General features: G+C 56.1%; 16 protein-coding genes. 7 read left to right on the top strand and 9 right to left on the bottom strand.

What is annotated here, in order from left to right:
• Positions 1-9 precede the first annotated feature (9 nt).
• The 3 genes from IEW06_RS01380 to IEW06_RS01370 all read right to left on the bottom strand — a co-directional run bounded on the left by IEW06_RS01380 (position 10) and on the right by IEW06_RS01370 (position 2,965).
• The gene (locus tag IEW06_RS01380; protein ID WP_187731110.1) at positions 10-498 is read right to left on the bottom strand and encodes a YDG/SRA domain-containing protein; all 489 of its coding nucleotides are present in this window, start codon (positions 496-498) and stop codon (positions 10-12) included.
• A gap of 9 nt (positions 499-507) precedes the next feature.
• Positions 508-1,740, bottom strand: a complete 1,233-nt coding sequence (locus IEW06_RS01375) for a M16 family metallopeptidase (protein ID WP_187731111.1) — start codon at positions 1,738-1,740, stop codon at positions 508-510.
• 184 nt (positions 1,741-1,924) lie between these two features.
• Positions 1,925-2,965: a glycosyltransferase family 9 protein gene (locus IEW06_RS01370; protein ID WP_187731112.1), complete on the bottom strand. Its 1,041-nt coding sequence runs from the start codon at positions 2,963-2,965 to the stop codon at positions 1,925-1,927.
• A 321-nt stretch (positions 2,966-3,286) separates the two neighbouring features.
• On the opposite strand from IEW06_RS01370, the gene IEW06_RS01365 reads away from it, so the two are divergent.
• A complete protein-coding gene (locus IEW06_RS01365; RefSeq protein WP_187731113.1) occupies positions 3,287-4,576 on the top strand; it encodes an aminopeptidase P N-terminal domain-containing protein in 1,290 nt (429 codons plus the stop codon).
• Between the two features lie 333 nt (positions 4,577-4,909).
• Complete coding sequence (locus IEW06_RS01360) at positions 4,910-6,400, top strand: OmpA family protein (protein WP_187731114.1); 1,491 nt, start codon at positions 4,910-4,912, stop codon at positions 6,398-6,400.
• A gap of 447 nt (positions 6,401-6,847) precedes the next feature.
• On the opposite strand, the gene IEW06_RS01355 is transcribed toward IEW06_RS01360, so the two are convergent.
• The 5 genes from IEW06_RS01355 to IEW06_RS01335 form a co-directional block, all read right to left on the bottom strand.
• Positions 6,848-7,417, bottom strand: coding sequence for a DUF4252 domain-containing protein (locus IEW06_RS01355; RefSeq protein WP_187731115.1), 570 nt, complete (start codon positions 7,415-7,417; stop codon positions 6,848-6,850).
• Positions 7,418-7,483: 66 nt separating this feature from the next.
• Positions 7,484-9,013: a hypothetical protein gene (locus IEW06_RS01350; protein WP_187731116.1), complete on the bottom strand. Its 1,530-nt coding sequence runs from the start codon at positions 9,011-9,013 to the stop codon at positions 7,484-7,486.
• Positions 9,014-9,229: 216 nt separating this feature from the next.
• The gene (locus tag IEW06_RS01345) at positions 9,230-9,637 is read right to left on the bottom strand and encodes an EVE domain-containing protein (protein WP_187731117.1); all 408 of its coding nucleotides are present in this window, start codon (positions 9,635-9,637) and stop codon (positions 9,230-9,232) included.
• Between the two features lie 129 nt (positions 9,638-9,766).
• Positions 9,767-10,210 (bottom strand): hypothetical protein, encoded by a 444-nt coding sequence (locus IEW06_RS01340; RefSeq protein ID WP_188547266.1) that lies wholly within the window; start codon positions 10,208-10,210, stop codon positions 9,767-9,769.
• A 58-nt stretch (positions 10,211-10,268) separates the two neighbouring features.
• The gene (locus IEW06_RS01335) at positions 10,269-10,664 is read right to left on the bottom strand and encodes a hypothetical protein (RefSeq protein ID WP_188547263.1); all 396 of its coding nucleotides are present in this window, start codon (positions 10,662-10,664) and stop codon (positions 10,269-10,271) included.
• A gap of 184 nt (positions 10,665-10,848) precedes the next feature.
• On the opposite strand from IEW06_RS01335, the gene IEW06_RS01330 reads away from it, so the two are divergent.
• From IEW06_RS01330 to IEW06_RS01310, 5 genes are all read left to right on the top strand, one after another.
• Entirely contained in the window at positions 10,849-12,600 is a 1,752-nt protein-coding gene (locus IEW06_RS01330; protein ID WP_187731119.1) for a DNA polymerase/3'-5' exonuclease PolX, read from the top strand.
• Positions 12,601-12,629: 29 nt separating this feature from the next.
• A complete protein-coding gene (locus tag IEW06_RS01325) occupies positions 12,630-13,694 on the top strand; it encodes a glycosyltransferase family 9 protein (RefSeq protein WP_188547261.1) in 1,065 nt (354 codons plus the stop codon).
• 191 nt (positions 13,695-13,885) lie between these two features.
• A complete protein-coding gene (locus tag IEW06_RS01320; RefSeq protein WP_187731121.1) occupies positions 13,886-14,542 on the top strand; it encodes a hypothetical protein in 657 nt (218 codons plus the stop codon).
• A gap of 152 nt (positions 14,543-14,694) precedes the next feature.
• Positions 14,695-15,144 (top strand): OsmC family protein, encoded by a 450-nt coding sequence (locus tag IEW06_RS01315; protein ID WP_187731122.1) that lies wholly within the window; start codon positions 14,695-14,697, stop codon positions 15,142-15,144.
• Between the two features lie 19 nt (positions 15,145-15,163).
• Positions 15,164-15,436: a UBP-type zinc finger domain-containing protein gene (locus IEW06_RS01310; RefSeq protein WP_187731123.1), complete on the top strand. Its 273-nt coding sequence runs from the start codon at positions 15,164-15,166 to the stop codon at positions 15,434-15,436.
• 102 nt (positions 15,437-15,538) lie between these two features.
• Here IEW06_RS01310 and serS read toward each other — a convergent pair whose 3' ends face one another.
• Positions 15,539-16,816 carry a serine--tRNA ligase gene (gene serS / locus IEW06_RS01305; protein ID WP_188547259.1) on the bottom strand — a complete coding sequence of 426 codons (1,278 nt, stop codon included), beginning with the start codon at positions 16,814-16,816 and terminating at the stop codon, positions 15,539-15,541.
• Positions 16,817-16,876: the final 60 nt, after the last annotated feature.

Genomic DNA, 16,876 nt, shown 5'->3' with positions numbered 1-16,876 from the left:
GTAGCGTACTTAAATATGGGCTGATGAGTTAGGAAGAACGGGGGTTGATGACAGCTTCTCCAGCTTAAATCGCCAGATGCTGAAACCTGATTTCCCCGTTTCCTGCCAGTGCGCCGTGATGCGGTACAACCCATCGTAACGGTAGAAAAAAAGCCCCCCAGCACTCTGCATACGGCGTACCACTCGCACAGGCTGACCGGTAGTCTGGCTGCGCGCCAGCTCTAGGTTGGCGCCCGTCAGGGTTTGATCGGCCACTTGCCGGCCCGATGAGCTGCTGCGCCCGCCCTGGCCCGTGTAGAGGATAACGTCACCCAGGTCTACGTCGTCCTCGTACCCTTCGGCTAATACAATCGACTCGGCGCCTAAGCCGCTCCGTGCTCCGATGCCGGCACGGGTAGGCCGGTGTACACCGGAAGCACTCAGCTCCAGCCGGTTCAGAAACTCGTATCCTTCCTGAAAACCGGCAATTGCTCCAAACGTGGCAGGCTGCTTGGCCATCGTGGCGCTTTACTCCGGCACGTACTGCAACACGCTCAGATTGTCTTCGCGCAGCACGTCGTTGGCCAACTCGCTCAGCTCCGAAGCCGTGATAGCGCGGATACGGTCAAAAATCTCGGTGAGCGGCTCCACGCGGCCAATGTCGAGGGTGCTTTTGCCCAGAAGCTGCATCAAGCCGCTGTTGCTTTCTTCTGACATGGCCAGCTGGCCCATAAGCTGCTCTTTGGCCGTGTGCAGCTGCAAGGAACCAAGCGGCTTTTCACGCAGGGTTTTCAGCTCTTTCTGCACCAGCGCTATGGTACGCTTCACTTGCTTTTTCTCCGTACCGAAATAAATGCCAAACATACCCGTGTCGGTGTAGGGCGAATAGGTAGCGTCGATGGTGTACACGAGGCCGTATTTTTCGCGCACTCCCAGATTCAAGCGCGAGTTCATGCCCGGACCGCCCAAAATGTTGGTGAGCATGAAAAACGGAATGCGGCGTGGGTCTTCAATGGCGTACGCCGGGCCCCCGATCAGGCAGTGGGCCTGGGTTATGGGCCTACGCTCCAGTTGCTCCACCCGCTGATACGAGGAAAACGGCGTGCGCGGCCGTGGGCCCAGGCGAGCAGGCAGCGGCGCCAGGTATTTCTCGGCCAGGCGCTTCACTTCCGTAAACGGCAGATTACTTACGGAGCTAAACACCAGCCGATCAGTGCGGATATTATCGATCAGAAACTGGCGGAAGTCCTGCTGCTGAAAGCCCGAAACGCTCTGGCGGGTGCCTAGAATATTGTGGCCTAGGGCATGATTGCCAAAGATAACGGCATCGAAGTCGTCGATGATGGCGTCCTCGGGGGCGTCGTGGTACATGGCCATTTCCTCCAGTATCACGCCGCGCTCCTTTTCAATCTCGCGCTCCGGGAATATGGAGTGAAAGGTGAGGTCGGTGAGCAGCTCGAAGGCGCGCTCGAAGTGCGTGCTGAGCAGCGAGGCGTAAAAGCAGATTTTTTCCTTGGTAGTATACGCGTTCAATTCGCCCCCCACGGTTTCGAGGCGGTTGAGAATATGGAAAGAGCGGCGCTTTTCGGTGCCTTTGAACGCCATGTGCTCCCAGAAGTGAGCCAGCCCTAGCTGGTGCAAATCCTCATCACGCGAGCCAATATCGAGCAGGAAGCCGCAGTGCGCGATTTTGGTGTGCAGTACTTGTTTGTGCAGCACGCGGATGCCGTTCGGCAATTCGTGCAAATCGTAATCGGCCATTTAATACGGGCTTGGAGTCTTGTCTTGGAAACAGCAGAGGGCAAAATGGCTGAACGCGGCCACAAATTTGCCCCCCAACTAGTAATAACCAGCTACGGGCTCGACTGGTTTCCTTCTATTTTCTGGAATGATTGGAAGGGGCACAAAGGTACAAAAAAGCCCCCCGCAACGAAGTTCATTCGCCTTAGTGCTGAGCGGCCGCCCACGCCTCGGCCTCCGTCAGTGCCTCAATGAGCTGCTGCGTTTGGATGCCACGGGCGCAGTAAAAATGACCCAGGGGGCATTTTTTGTAGCCATGCAGGCCGCAGGGCTGGCAATCTAGCTCTTCCTCAATCTGGACCACCCGCGAAAACGGGCTCAGGGGCCCAAAGCCAAAAAACGGGACGGTAGAGCAAAAGACGGCGCACGTAGGCGCGCCCATCGCGGAGCACAGGTGCAGAGGCGCAGAGTCGTTCACGTAATTAAGTACCGCCCCGCGCATCAGCGCCGCCGACGCCAGCAGGGGAAGCTGACCCGCCAGGTTCACGACGCTGTCTCGTCCGCTTTCCTGGCGCAGGCGCTCACACACGGCGCTGTCGGAGGTTGCGCCCAGCAGATACACACTATAATGAGGCGGTAAGGCCCGGAGCAGCTTCAGCCATTGCTCCTCCGGAAACTGCTTGGTGAACCACACTGACGTAGGCGCAATGCACACGTACGGCCCCCGGCTTATATACGGAGCCACGGTGGCCTCATCGGCGGGCGTGGGGAAAAGGCGGGGCGGCGTAAGCGGGGCTTCGGACTCGGGGTAAAGCAAGTGAAGGTTGCGCGTTACCTCATGAATTCCCTGACCCATGAGGTGGGGCGTAACCTGCGTAAAGGCAAACGAAAGCGGATTTTTATCGAAGCCGATGCGCTTGGGTGCGCCCGAGAATGCGGTAAGAAAGCCCGTGGAGGCAAAGCGCTGCAACGTGATAACCCGCTCGTAGTCGCCGGCCCGGATGGTGCGCAGCAAGCGCCACAGGTCGCGGTACTTATGGTTTTTCTTGTCCCAGATGAGCACGTCGCGCACGTGCGGGTGCTGTTCTATGAGGCCCTCGTTGCCCTTACGGACCAAAAAATCGACGGGCGTATTCGGCTCAGTCTGGCGCAGTCTTTCCAGTAAGGCTGTGGCCAGAATAACATCGCCAATGAAAGCGGTTTGGATGAGCAGAATGGCGCGGCGCGGGTGCGACTTGGGCGGCATTAGAAGCGAAAAGCGGATAGAGCGGGGGCGAAAATACCCAAGCTGCCATAGGATACAAGCTTATGGCAAGCTCAAAGAGATCATAAGGTTGATTTTAGGAGCATAACACTAAATAGCCTACATAAAGTGCAGCCACCAGGCTATGGCAGAAAGTAGCGCGAAGCTTCTGCTTCGCGGGTCGTTTGGATCATGACGGGCCGGAGTATCCAAACAACTATTGTTCGACGGTGCACGAAACGGAAGCCTCGCGCTACCTGCATTCCCCTAACTTGCAACCGCGCCCCGGCGCCTCTTCCCATTCCCTTAAACCTAGCCCGTCCTATGCGTTACGGACCTCTTGATCCCCAGCTTTTTATTGAAAATCGCCGCAATTTCGTTCAACAGCTGCTGCCGGCGTCAATGGCCATTTTTCACGCCAACGACACCATGCCCACCAATGCAGACGGCACAATGGCTTTTCGGCAAAATAATGACCTGTTCTACCTTTCCGGCGTCGATCAGGAGGAGAGCATCCTGCTGCTGTTTCCTGATGCCAAGCTGCCGCAATACCGCGAAATACTGTTTTTGAAGGAAACCAGCGAGCATATCCTCATCTGGGAAGGCTACAAGCTGACCAAAGATGAGGCCCGCGCCAACTCCGGTGTCCGCACCATTCTGTGGCTCGACAGCTTCCAGCAGGTGCTGCACGCTCTGATGAATGAGGCGGAGAATGTGTACCTGAATACCAATGAGCACATCCGGGCGGTGGTAGAAGTGGAAACCCGCGATGCTCGCTTTATTAAGGAGATAAAAACCAAATATCCGCTGCATCAATACCGCCGCGCCGCGCCACTGCTGCACCATCTGCGGGCCATCAAGAGCCAGGAGGAAATACGGCTGATGCGCGAGGCGGCCAATATCACGGAGAAGGCGTTTCGTCGATTGCTGGGCTTTGTGAAGCCGGGCGTGTGGGAATACGAGATTGAGGCCGAAATTCTGCACGAGTTTGTGCGCAACCGCTCGCGCGGCCCGGCTTACGGCAGCATCATCGCTTCGGGCGCCAGCGCCTGCATTCTGCACTACGTCAGCAACGACCGCCAGTGTCAGGACGGCGACGTGCTGCTGCTCGACTTCGGGGCCGAATACGGCAACTACGCCGCCGACCTGTCGCGCAGCATTCCTGTGAATGGCACCTTCACCAAGCGCCAGCGTGATGTGTACGAGGCCGTGCTGTCCGTCATGAAGTTTGCTACCTCAAACCTGGTAGCCGGCAATAACATTGAAGACTACCACGCGGCCGTGGGCAAGCACATGGAGCAGGAGCTGATTAAGCTGGATCTGCTCAATGAGGCCGATGTTCGAAACCAAGATCCGGCCGCGCCGCTCTACAAGAAATACTTTATGCACGGCACCTCGCACTACCTCGGGCTCGATGTGCATGACGTGGGGGGCAAATACCGCACGTTTGAGCCGGGCATGGTGTACACCTGCGAGCCGGGTATCTACATTCGGGAGGAAGGACTGGGTATTCGGCTGGAGAATGATATTCTGATTACCCGCAGCCAGCCCGAAGATTTAATGGCTTCTATTCCGCTGGAAGTTGCCGACATCGAGCACCTCATGGGCAAGTAAGAAGATGAGCAGGCGAAGTAAGGCTCAACAGTAAGCCTGAAAAAGGGGCGTTTCGTGAAGGAACGCCCCTTTTTTGTGAGCGCTCCAACGGGTAAAACCAGTTTTTTTGAAAATTAAAAAAGATAAATATTCCTTTGCTATCGCATAGGCAAGCCTGAAAATCAGGCGGAAACGCTGTTTTGGTAGAAATAAGTTCAGAAAAATGCCCCCCATTTGAGGTCGCAACAACAACCTTATTCGTAATGGAAAGTATAGGCAGTCAGTTAAGGCTCTCATTCAACCCGGAATAAGCTGCTAAAACCAAAGAAAATGTTTTCACCTAACCTGTATGCTATGAGACACCTTCTAGCAAAATCTGCGGTCTTGGGATTAGCGCTGGTAGCAGCGGCCCCCGAGGGTCACGCTCAAAGCGCGGACCGCAAGACCGGCATTAGCCTTTACGGCAGCACCCTGCAATACCACGGCGACCTGGGCTCGGAGTGGTTCAAGTCCGACAAGATCGAAGGCGGCGGAGGCATCACGCTCTCGCGTTACCTGACGCCGGGCCTGGACATCGGCCTGTCGGCCAACTACGGGGACATGAAGTTCTCGACCAAGACGCTCAAGCCCATTGAGGATTTGGCCCCCGCTATCCGCCGCTTCGACGCCAACGTGACCACGATTGGGGTGCCCATCAAGTTCAAGCTCAACAACGGCTGGGCCCTGAAAGAGGACGCCATCTTTGCTCCTTACCTGAGCTTAGCGCCGGGTTTGATGATTGCCTCCTCGGATAAGTTCATCAACACGGGCACCGGGGGCGAAACCTTCCAAGGCAACAAAGACCACTACGCGGCGTATTTGCACGGCGCGGCCGGTATCGCCCTAAACTTCTCCCCCTCCTTCGGCATCTTCGTGCAGACGGGCCAGATCTACGGCCTGACCAACACGATTGACAACGTGGATAAAGGCGATCTGAATGACCGCTACCTCCAGCACTCAGCCGGTATCACTTACAACTTTGGCAAGCCCAAGGATGAGGATATGGACGGTGTGCCAGACCGCAAAGACAAGTGCCCCGCCACTCCAGCCGGCGTAGCCGTGGACGAAGCTGGTTGCCCATTAGATGGTGACGGCGACGGTGTACCGGATTACCAGGACAAGTGCCCCACCGAGAAAGGCTTGGCTAACCTAGAAGGTTGCCCAGACCGTGATAACGACGGTGTACGTGACTCAGAAGATGAGTGCCCAGACCAAGCTGGTACGGCTGCACTCCGTGGTTGCCCTGACGCTGATGGCGACGGTGTAGCTGATAAGAATGACACTTGCCCAGACACCCCTGCCGGTACTCAAGTTGATGCTACAGGCTGCCCTGTAAACCTCGACCAAGACGGTGACGGTATCCCAGACAACGTTGATAAGTGCCCTGGCACGCCAACCGGCGCTACGGTAGACTCTACTGGCTGCCGCGTAATTGACCCTGCTTTGATGCAGAAAGTACGTCCAGTACAGTTCGAAACCAACAGCACGGTGATTCGTCGCCAGTCGTATGGCACGCTTGACAACATGATCAAGATTCTGGAGCAATACCCCGAGTATAGCCTCCGCATTGCTGGTCACGCTGACAGCCGCGGTACGAATGAGTACAATCAAGGTCTGTCGGAGCGTCGTGCAGCCTCGGCCAAGCGCTACTTCACTGGCAAGACAGTTGATCCGAACCGTATCACTACGGTAGGCTTCGGCGAAGATCAGCCCGCTGCACCGAACACTTCGGCTGCCGGCATGGCTAAGAACCGCCGTGTAGAGTTCACCTTCGAGTTCTACATCCCAAGCCAGCCTCAGCCTTAATCGCTGACCTGCTTTAGCCCAAAAAGCGGCGGACCCACAGGTCCGCCGCTTTTTTTGTCGTGGCTGCTGGCATGTAGTATGCATATCTGTAAAAAAGCCCCCCAGGATGTTCTGGGGGGCTTTTTGTTTTTTTTAAATACTGATCAACAACACAATGAGTTTGTGGCAGCCAGCCTCGGTAACTAGTAACTAGCGGGTTATAGCTTTCGTGTCTCTGAGGCGTAGCTTAGGCTTTCATCGCAATAAGCTGATTTGCAAACCGGGTTGCTTCAGGACTTAAAGAATCTATTAAAGCTGACTACCATAGCTTTTACACTCTTAGATATAGCAGCTTTGCGAACGGGATAGAGACGCGTAGTGGCTGTGCCCCGTTCACACAATATTATAGCCAAAAAAGCCCCCCAGAATTCTCTGGGGGGCTTTTTTGGCAATGAATAAATACGGTTTCTACTGGGTTAGTTCACCAACGGCGCCGGGCAGAAACTTTATCAGCTCATCAACCTGAGAACGGGTGAAATTGCCGGATACGGCTATCAAAGCAAAGGATTCGGGCACGGCTTCTACGTTGCCGGTAGCCACGAGCTCCGGTACCCGGTCGCCTTGCTGGCGGATGGCGTAGCGCGTAATAGTCGTGCTGGCCGAATCGGCGGATACGGGAATGGACGTGTATCGCTCGCTGGCCAGCAGGCCGTCTACTTCCTTATTGAGGCCATCCGCCACCAGGCGCTGGGCCCGATCGGTGGTAGGGGTGAAGGTGAGCATTTTAATCTCGCGTACCGAGGTCAGCGCCTGCGCTAGCTCATTATTGCCCCCCAGCTTGCCCAGGCGTGCCAGCAGCAGCCGGGTGGTAAAGCCAGCCGATAAGGTGGTTGCCTTGAAGCCGGAGCGGTTCTCGTATTTGCGAAAAAACTCAGCAACCGTACGGGCTGGGGTTTCGGGGCCGCTTGTGCGGCAGCTTACCGTGAGAACAAGGCCCATTACGGCGACGAGCGAAAGCAGACGTAGTTTGGTATACATAGGGAGGGAGCAAAGGTGGTTTGGCTCCCATACGTAGCTTGGCGGCAGCCCGTTCGAACGGAGGCTCTAATCGAAGGAAACAGTGTTCAGAAAAAAAACGTCGCGGCCCGCGCCCCGGTGAGCGCGCACGTATTGATAGCCGAATGCCAAGAACCGGCTGCCGTACCACGCTTGCATGCCCTCGTAGTTGGTGCTGCTCAGCTTCTCCTTAACCTCCGGGTTAGCAGGCTGCAAAGGCACCACCAGATCATTGGGTGTTGGTAAGCTGCGGTCAATGATTTTGTAGTGGATATTTTCCTCTTCCAGATAGGTCATCACGAGGCGCTGGCCATCGGGCATGGGCCGCAGCCGCACTGTTTCTTCCAACTCATACGATTCCACATCTTTCAGGACGAAAGTGTTGTCCCAGAGTAGGTTGCCACGCCGATCGAAGCCGCACACAATGGCGTGGGTGGTGTGGTATCCGTCGAACTGCCGGTACCGGGTGCCTACCATGCCGGGGCCGTAACTGTCGCTGCGGTAGCGCGGATAATACACCTCCGCCACCAGCACGTAGCCGTTTTGGAAAGGCATTAAGTCGTGCACGAGCAGGCGGTAGCGCAGCGGCAGCTCCCGGTTGGCCGCGCGCCGCTCCTGACTGCGCTGCCGAATACGGGCGGCCCTAGCTGGCTTCAGGTAATCGAAAAAGTGCTTCAGACGCGTAAAATCATAGAAACGCAGGGAGTGCCGGACGCCCGTGGGGGTGGTACCCGCCGTCAGATCAGCCGAAAAAATGCCCTGAGAATAGCGCGGGTCGCGGAGGGTGTAGGTGCCGGCCAACATACGGTCGGAGCTGTCGCCGAGGCTGACTTGCGCCGTTATCAGGCTGCGCTCACTCTCGGTCTGAACAAACTCCGAATTAATCAATTCGCCATCGGCGGAAAGCTGCTTTAGCTGCAAGCGCGATTTCACCCCGTTCGACTGCCGCATAATTACCTCGGCGCGCTTAGTTGCGGAGTCGGTGAGAAAGGTGAGTTCCGTGGAAAGCGGCTCGTACACCGACGGCAGCAATTGGTGCTTGCCGGTTTTCATATCCAGCTTCACTACCGTCATGTGCTGATCCAGGAGCACCGTCACGAACAGATTGCCTGCCAGTACTTTCTGGTCCAGCACATCGCGCGTCACCTCCGTATCGAACTTAACCAAAGCCACGTCGCCGGTGCGACCATCGAGGCCCGCTACCAGCAAGCGCTCCGGGGCGTAGCGCGACTGAAACAGCGCGTACACCGCCGTGGCCTCGGCACTCATCAGCTTGAACTCGTACTCGATCGGAATCTCCACATTCCGCGTGCCCAGATCCTTGAGCTGGTGGTCATATTTGTGGAAGGTGTAGCTAGTGCGTGAGCCAATAAAAACGTCCTTCTCCACCAGCATCACCACGCTGCTGTCCTCGGGGATGGCCAGCACGTGCACATCCGTATCATATTGAGTGAAAGGCAACTCCAGGCGGGCGGGCTGGGCGGGAACGATGGACGTCTCGGGCTCCTGGGCGGCTACTGGCTGCCATGCTACCACCAGCGCCATCATTCCGAGCCACCCGACTATTATATTTTTCATAGCTGACATGCGCCCTATTCGCTGTGACGCTTAGTAAGATACGACGAAGACGGCGTAAAGTCATGTGGTGCAGCTTGTTGTTGGGGGGCTTTTTATGCCTGATTCAGCCGCCAGCAAACAGGCCACGCCAAAAAAAGCCCTCCAGCCCATAATTAAGCGAAAAAGCCTGTTCTACGGACAGTAGACAGGCTTTTCAAAGTATCTGCGTTTCGGGGCTTAGCTGCCCAGCTCCAGCACTACATCAAACTCCTCACTGCGCAACGGCATCACGGACAGACGCGACTGCCGCAGCAGTCCAATCTGACTGAGGCGCGCGTCGAGCTTAATGGCCGCCAGGGATACGGGGCGGGGGAGGGGCTGGTGCGGACGCAACGCAACGGCTACCCAGCCGCTTTCGGGTGGCGCGGTGGCATCGGGAGCGGCAGGCGCGGCTACCTCGGCCAGCCCGACCACGGTTTTATCGGTTACGCTGTGGTAGAACAGCACGAGGTCGCCGGGCTGCATTTGTTGGAGGTAGTTGCGGGCCTGGAAGTTGCGGACGCCAGTCCAGTGGGTGTGCCCATCGCGCACAAAGTCAGCCCAAGAGTAGGCTGCGGGTTCGGATTTAACAAGCCAGTAATTCACTTCAAAAAATAAGTCAGCCGGAAATTCAGAAAAAACTACACGCTAAAAAGCCCGGCAAAAGACGGCCTAAATTTCTCTAGATTCGCTTTTGCCGGGCTTTTTTGCCCCCCAACAGTCGTAGGAAAGTGCTTAGCGCAGGCGCAACACAACCAGCTTGTCGTTCTCCACGCGCAGCACGCGCAACCGGAATGGAGGGCGCAGCTCCGTGTTTTCTAGCGTCATCGTCAGGATATCCTGGTTTTCCTCCATTGGCTCCCAGCGACCAATATGCGCCTCCGGAGCATCAGCGGGGCCGAAGGTGTAAAACGTAAACTGCCCATCCTTATCGAAGCGCAACCCATCCAGATAAACCGGACCGTAGCGCGGCACGCTGGGGGGCATTATGTAGCCCTGGGGCCGATAAATAACGGTATCGCCGGGGCGGGCTTCGTGCGAGTTGTACCAGGAGCGGCCGTAGAGCGGCCCCGTCGGTCCCTCCGGATTCAGCCTCATCAGATCGCCTACGTTTTCGGTACAGGCCACCAATACCAGCGCTACAAAAGCGGTCAGGAGCGAAAGGATAGAAATGCGCATAATTGAATATATAATAGAACAGTACCAGGAGCCGCAGACGAAACGAAAGGTTGCAAGGCTATTGCGGCAAACGACGAATTTTAAATAAATCCTTTTCCAGCGATACAATTTCGAGCCTGTAGCCTGCCTCCTCCGGATTATCGAAAGTGATGCGAAGTACTGACTCACCTTCGGCTTTCCACTGGCCTTTATGACCTTCAAGCCCGTCCGTAGGAGCAATGTCGTATTGTGTAAAAAGGCCATTGTGCTCGAAGTTGAACCCGGTACGGCCCCGCGAAGGGGCAAACGAATACGTATTAGGCCGGTACACTTCTATATCCTCCACATCCTCCTCGTGCGCGTGCAGCCAAGTACCTTCGAGCAGAAGCAGCTGCGGCGACTTGCGTGGGTCGGGTTTACACGTCACGGCTAGCAGCAGCACGCTCAGGCAGCAAAGCAGAGAAAACAGGCGCATAGCAACAGCGTAAGAGTGAGGAATGAGCGAGTAAATTAAAGGCTTTCATTTTACCATCAATAGTTGTACCCGAAAAGCCTATTGGCCTTTATTCCCCCGTATTATTTAAAACATAATATTTCCCAACCCTGTACCTTTACTTTCCTTCTCCATCCCCCGCTGGGGGGCAAATTCTGCTTCTGTTTTGGACAATCGCGCCCTGATTCGCGCCTTCCGCCTAGCGGCCTCGCTGCTGGAAGTGCACGACGAAAATTCGTTTAAAATCCGGGCCTATGAAGGCACCGCTGCTGCCCTCGAACGCCTCGAGTTTTCGGTGGCCGAAGTAGAGCGTACCGGCCTGCCCGACCGCACGGGCCTGAGCAAAACCGCCGCCGCCCGCGTGGCCGAAATGCTGGATACCGGCACTTTTGAAGAGCTCACGCGCCTGCTGAGCATCACGCCGCCCGGTGTGGTTGAGATGCTGAATATCAAAGGCATCGGCCCCAAAAAGATTCGGGCGCTGTGGCGCGAGCTGGGCGTAGAAAGCCCAGACGCCCTGCGTGCCGCCGCCGAGCGCGACGAGGTAAGTAAGCTCAAAGGATTCGGCAAAAAAACCCAGGACGCCATTCTGCAAGCCCTCGAATTCAACGACCAAAGTCGGGGCAAGCTGCTGTATCCGCAGGCCGAAGAGCTAGCCGATGAACTGATTGCTCTTTTGCAGGAGGCATTATTTACGGAGTCTGTGGCCGTGGCGGGGGAGGTGCGCCGCCGCCTGGAAGTAGTGGAAAACGTGGTGCTGGTAGCGGCCACCACTCAGCCCGAGAAAGCCCACAAGCTGCTGAACTCCCTCGATGGCCTTACCGCCGACCCCGCGCGTTCGGGGCCGTTTGCGTGGCGTGGCACGGCTACGGCATCCGGCGTAAAAGTGGAAGTGCTGCTGGTAGCCAAGGATGATTTTACAAATCAGCTTTTTCTGCTGACTGGCGCCGAAGCCCATTTGTCGGAGATATTTGCCCCCCAGGCCGCGCATGGCCAGCCGGCTACGTTGCGGCAGCTGCTAAAAAAGGAGCGCTTCTACCAGGAAACGGCTATTTATGAAAAAGCTGGCCTCCAATACGTAGAGCCTGAGTTGCGGGAAGGCCTCGGTGAACTGACATTAGCCAAAGAGCATAAGCTGCCTAAGCTGCTGGAAGATGCCGACCTGCGTGGGAGCGTGCACAACCACAGCAACTACTCCGACGGGGCGCACACGCTGCGCCAAATGGCGGAGTTTCTGCGGGATGAAGGCTACGAGTATTTGGGCATCTGTGACCACTCGCAGGCTGCACACTATGCCAACGGCCTCAGCCCGGAGCGGGTGCGCCAGCAGCACCGCGAAATAGACGAGTTGAACAAAGAGCTTGCGCCCTTCCGCATTTTTAAGGGCATTGAAAGCGACATTCTCGGCGATGGTGCCCTGGATTACCAACCCTCGGTGCTGGCGTCGTTTGACTTTGTGGTGGCGTCGGTGCATAGCAACCTCAAAATGGACGAAGCCCGCGCTACCACACGCATGCTTCGGGCCATTGAGAACCCGTATTGTACGATGCTGGGCCACCCGACCGGGCGTCTGCTGCTGCGCCGCGAAGGCTACCCGATTGACTATAAAGCCGTTATCGATGCCTGTGCCCGGCACCAGGTTATCATTGAGATAAACGCCAATCCGTGGCGGCTTGACCTTGACTGGCGCTGGGTGCGCTACGCCCTTGATCAAGGCGTGAAGCTGAGCATCAACCCCGATGCGCACCATACCAAGGGCTACGCGGATATGCGCTACGGCGTATTTATGGGGCGCAAAGGCGGCCTGACAAAGGAAATGACGTTTAATGCCATGTCTAGGGAGGAAGTAGCCACGTACTTTGCAGAGCGAAAAGCCAAGATTAAGCCGGCCGAAGAGTTTAAAACGACCTTGTTTTAACGGGGGCGCGGGCTGCCGTTAAATAGCTTATGAAGATTCTCGTTCTGCGCTTTTCCTCCATCGGCGACATTGTGCTGACAACACCCGTGGTGCGGGCGCTAAAACAGCAGTTGGCGGGTGCGCAGGTGCATTTTTGTACCAAGCCGTCCTACCGCAGTATCATCGAGCCGAATCCGTACGTGGATAAGGCGCATTATCTTACTGGTTCGCTCACGGAGCTGGTAAACGAGCTGAAAGCCGAGCGTTTCGACTACATCATCGACCTGCACAATAACCTGCGCACCCGCCTGCTGAAGCTGCGTTTGGGAGTGCCCGCTTCGAGCTTCGATAAGCTGAATGTGCGTAAGTGGCTGCTGGTGAACCTGAAGATCAATACCATGCCCCAGCTGCACATCGTGGACCGCTACCTGGCTGCGGCCTCGCCTCTGGGGGTGCGCAATGATGGTCAGGGGCTGGATTATTTTATTCCGGCTAAGGATGAGGTAAACCTAAATATGCTCCCGGCGGGCTTTCAGCGGGGTTACGTGGCCTTTGCTATCGGGGCGCAGCATGCTACCAAGCGCCTGCCCGTGGACCGCATTATCGAGTTGTGCGGATTGCTGCGCCGGCCGGTGGTGCTGCTTGGTGGCCCCGAGGACGAAACGACGGGCCATGTGGTGGGGCTGGCGTTTGCCAAGCAAGCTGCTGTCTCGCCACCGCTTGCGCGCAAAGTCCCCGACAGCCCTTATTACTTTCCGTCCGAACCGAGTACTGTTACTGCTCCAACAACCATTATTTATAATGCCTGCGGGCACTATTCGCTCAATCAATCGGCCTCGCTGGTAAAACAAGCTCAGCTCGTAGTAAGCCACGATACGGGCCTGATGCACATTGCGGCGGCCTTTAAAAAGGAGATCTTCAGCGTGTGGGGAAATACGGTGCCGGAGTTTGGTATGTATCCTTACCGCACCGAATTCCGCATTCTGGAAAGGCCGGGGCTTTCGTGTCGGCCGTGCTCCAAGATTGGCTACGAAAAATGCCCCCTGGGTCACTTCAAGTGTATGCGCGAAATTCAATTCGATCTGGATTTGCCCCCCACCCACGATGGCCGCTGATAGTCGCCTGCCCGCCCGCACCTAGATTGTGTCGCGCCCTGTTTATCCTTTAAAAAGCCCGCTGAGAGGCAAATATTAAGACGGAATAAAAAAAGAAGGCCATATACGAATATGTTGTTTTAAAAGTTGCAAATAAATTGTTGCTTTGTCGATAAAACCATATTCTAACCCTTCCTTCTTTTACTCAATTTATGCGTCTTTTTACATTTGGGGCTCGCGCCCTCACCTTGGTTATGCTGTTCTTATGCACGGCTTGCGGACCTAACATTTATCTGGCTAATGACTTTCGTGCTTATGCCCCAAAACACAAAACGGTAGCCATTCTGCCCGCTGCCGTAACAATGCAGCTACGGCCTAATCAGGCGCGCCACACGACGCCGGAGCAGCATAGCGAGCTGGAGTATAAAAGCGGCATCGACTTTCAGGAAAAAATCTATGCCTGGCTGTTGCGCCGCAGCCAGCAGCGCGGCTATACCGTCGAGTTTCAGGATGTGACGCAGACAAACGCGAAGCTGCGCGAGTTGCAGATTCCATATAGCGAGCTGCGCACGCATTCGGCCCAGGAGTTAGCTGCAGCACTAGGTGTAGATGCTGTATTGACCACCAGCGTACGCACCACCAAGCCCATGAGCGACGGCGCTGCCTTGGCCGTGGGCGTGTTGGTGGGCGCTTGGGGCGCTACCAACCAGGCCAATATAACCGTCAATATTCACGAGTCGGATGCCGGTAAGCTGCTGTGGAAGTACGACTACGTAGCCGCTGGCTCGGTGGGAAGCTCGACGGAAGGCATGGTGAACATGCTGATGCGCAATGCTTCAAAGAAGTTTCCTTACACGCCTAAATCCTAAGGTGTAGCATATCCGACCTTCGTGTCGGGACCAGGAGGGCTGTTTCTGCTAATGGGCGGGAGCAGCCCTCCATGTTTATAGAACTTTATCGTAGCGGGATAAATGAGGGAGAAAAAGAGTAAATTATAGCTTTCCTATCTATTCCTGATACTATGGCTGATGCTTCTGTTAAGTCCGTTCTTGTGAAAGTTGGTTCTGATGCCCTGTTAGCTGATGTGCAGGCCGGACGCCATACGTTTGTGCTGGATGAGCCCGAAGGGGTAGGTGGCGAAGACCGAGGACCAACGCCCTACGATATGCTGCTCGCGGCGCTGGGCGCCTGCACCGCCATCACCCTGCGCCTCTACGCCGACCAGAAAAAATGGCCCCTGGAAGCAATAGAAGTGCGCTTGCGCCATCAGCGGGTACATCGCACCGACTGTGATAAGTGTGAGCAGGAAGGCCAGATGCTGGAGGAAGTAGAGAAAGAACTGCGGCTGGTGGGGCCGCTCACGCCGGAGCAGCGCCAACGCTTGGAAATAATTTCGCAGAAGTGCCCTGTGCAGAAAACCCTGATGAGTGGCTTGCGCATCAGAACTCAGCTGGTGCCCGAAAGCAACTGATTCTCCTAAAACCTCTTATATGGAAGCTAAACCGCCTTGCAGTCACCTTGGTAGCTTAACGGAGATTATCGAGGATAAGCAGTATATCTGCCCTGAATGCGTAGCCCTGGGCGACCAGTGGGTGCACCTGCGCGTATGCCAGACCTGCGGGCACGTGGGCTGCTGCGACAACTCCAAAAATAAGCACGCCACCCGTCACTTTCACACCACCCATCACCCCGTTATTACCTCCGCCGAGCCCGGTGAGCGGTGGGCCTGGTGCTACATTGATAGTGCATTTGCTGAGTATTAAGCCATGATCTGAGGCAAGGGGTAAACGCGTATTCGGCCAATCCCTACAGCAAAAAAGCCCCCCAGAAGCAGTCTGGGGGGCTTTTTTGCGCTGATGACAAAATTAATTCGTGATCTTATCGAAGCCGCAGTAGCTGTGAAGTGCTTTTGGCAGGTTGATGCCGTCCTCCGTTTGGTTGTTTTCCAGCAAGGCGGCTACAATACGAGGCAACGCCAGGGCCGAACCATTGAGCGTATGCAGAAGCTGCGTTTTGCCGCCTTCTGCCCGGTAGCGCAGCTTAAGACGATTGGCCTGGTACGTTTCAAAGTTGCTAGCCGAGCTTACTTCCAGCCACCGGCCCTGGGCAGCACTCCATACTTCGAGGTCGTAGGTAAGAGCCGAAGTAAAGCTCATATCGCCGCCACAGAGGCGCAGCACGCGATAAGGAAGCTCCAATTTTTGCAGCAAGCCCTCAATGTGTGCCCGCATTTCTTCTAGAATACCGTAGCTCTGCTCAGGCAAAGAAATTTGAACGATTTCTACTTTGTCGAACTGGTGCAGGCGATTCAGGCCCCGTACATCTGCCCCCCAAGAGCCCGCTTCGCGCCGAAAGCAGGGCGTGTAGCCCGCGTTCCGGATGGGCAGCTTATCGGTGGCAATAATCTCGTCGCGGTAAAGGTTCGTGATGGGTACCTCGGCCGTCGGAATCAGGTAGAGATTATCCTGCGCGTCGTGGTACATCTGCCCGTCTTTGTCGGGGAGCTGTCCGGTGCCGTAGCCCGAGGCTTCATTTACCAAGATGGGCGGCTGCACTTCAAAGTAGCCAGCCTGCCGCGCTTCATCCAGAAAAAAGTTGATAAGCGCGCGCTGTAAGCGGGCGCCTTGTCCCTTGTATACCGGGAAGCCAGCGCCGCTTATCTTGTTGCCCAGCTCGAAGTCGATGATGTCGTACTTCTTTATCAAATCCCAGTGGGGGAGGGCCGTGGGGGGCAAATCGGGCTTAGCGCCATGCTCCGATACTACTTCATTATCCTGCGGCGTGCGGCCCGTGGGCACACTGCTATGGGGCAGGTTGGGCAGCTTAAGCAACAGCTGCTGCAAAGCAATTTCTACCTGGCCCAGCTCGTCGGCGTGGGTTTTTATATCCGCTTTGAGGGCGGCCGTACGGGCTTTCAGGTCCTCGGCACCGGCTTTATTGCCGCTTTTCATCAAGCCACCAATCTGGCGAGCCAGCTCATTCGCTTCCGCCTGGGCCGAGTCGTGGGCGGTTTGCAGCTGGCGGCGGCGCTGATCGAGGTTGAGAATGGCCGTAACGTCGGCTTCAGCGGTGGGATAGTGCTTTTTGGCCAGGCCGGCCAGCACGAGGTCGGTGTGTTCTTTTAAAACGGAAACTTGCAGCATAAGGCAAAAGTAGGGAAGTAGCGGAAGCTTTTGTATTCGAAGCAGGCGTAAATATCAAGG

Origin of the sequence: Hymenobacter qilianensis, from assembly GCF_014638675.1 — a bacterium.
In the GTDB taxonomy this organism is placed as follows: domain Bacteria; phylum Bacteroidota; class Bacteroidia; order Cytophagales; family Hymenobacteraceae; genus Hymenobacter; species Hymenobacter qilianensis.
Note: the sequence above shows the minus strand (reverse complement) of the source record. Positions and strands in the feature narration are given on the sequence as shown.

Excerpts from the sequence above, each read along its gene's own strand:
- IEW06_RS01375 (WP_187731111.1), bottom strand. The coding sequence starts at position 1,740 with ATGGCCGATTACGATTTGCACGAATTGCCGAACGGCATCCGCGTGCTG.
- IEW06_RS01320 (WP_187731121.1), top strand. The coding sequence starts at position 13,886 with ATGCGTCTTTTTACATTTGGGGCTCGCGCCCTCACCTTGGTTATGCTG.
- IEW06_RS01335 (WP_188547263.1), bottom strand. The coding sequence starts at position 10,664 with ATGCGCCTGTTTTCTCTGCTTTGCTGCCTGAGCGTGCTGCTGCTAGCC.
- IEW06_RS01350 (WP_187731116.1), bottom strand. The coding sequence starts at position 9,013 with ATGAAAAATATAATAGTCGGGTGGCTCGGAATGATGGCGCTGGTGGTA.
- IEW06_RS01310 (WP_187731123.1), top strand. The coding sequence starts at position 15,164 with ATGGAAGCTAAACCGCCTTGCAGTCACCTTGGTAGCTTAACGGAGATT.
- IEW06_RS01325 (WP_188547261.1), top strand. The coding sequence starts at position 12,630 with ATGAAGATTCTCGTTCTGCGCTTTTCCTCCATCGGCGACATTGTGCTG.
- IEW06_RS01340 (WP_188547266.1), bottom strand. The coding sequence starts at position 10,210 with ATGCGCATTTCTATCCTTTCGCTCCTGACCGCTTTTGTAGCGCTGGTA.
- IEW06_RS01380 (WP_187731110.1), bottom strand. The coding sequence starts at position 498 with ATGGCCAAGCAGCCTGCCACGTTTGGAGCAATTGCCGGTTTTCAGGAA.
- IEW06_RS01315 (WP_187731122.1), top strand. The coding sequence starts at position 14,695 with ATGGCTGATGCTTCTGTTAAGTCCGTTCTTGTGAAAGTTGGTTCTGAT.
- IEW06_RS01370 (WP_187731112.1), bottom strand. The coding sequence starts at position 2,965 with ATGCCGCCCAAGTCGCACCCGCGCCGCGCCATTCTGCTCATCCAAACC.
- IEW06_RS01355 (WP_187731115.1), bottom strand. The coding sequence starts at position 7,417 with ATGTATACCAAACTACGTCTGCTTTCGCTCGTCGCCGTAATGGGCCTT.
- IEW06_RS01365 (WP_187731113.1), top strand. The coding sequence starts at position 3,287 with ATGCGTTACGGACCTCTTGATCCCCAGCTTTTTATTGAAAATCGCCGC.
- serS (WP_188547259.1), bottom strand. The coding sequence starts at position 16,816 with ATGCTGCAAGTTTCCGTTTTAAAAGAACACACCGACCTCGTGCTGGCC.
- IEW06_RS01360 (WP_187731114.1), top strand. The coding sequence starts at position 4,910 with ATGAGACACCTTCTAGCAAAATCTGCGGTCTTGGGATTAGCGCTGGTA.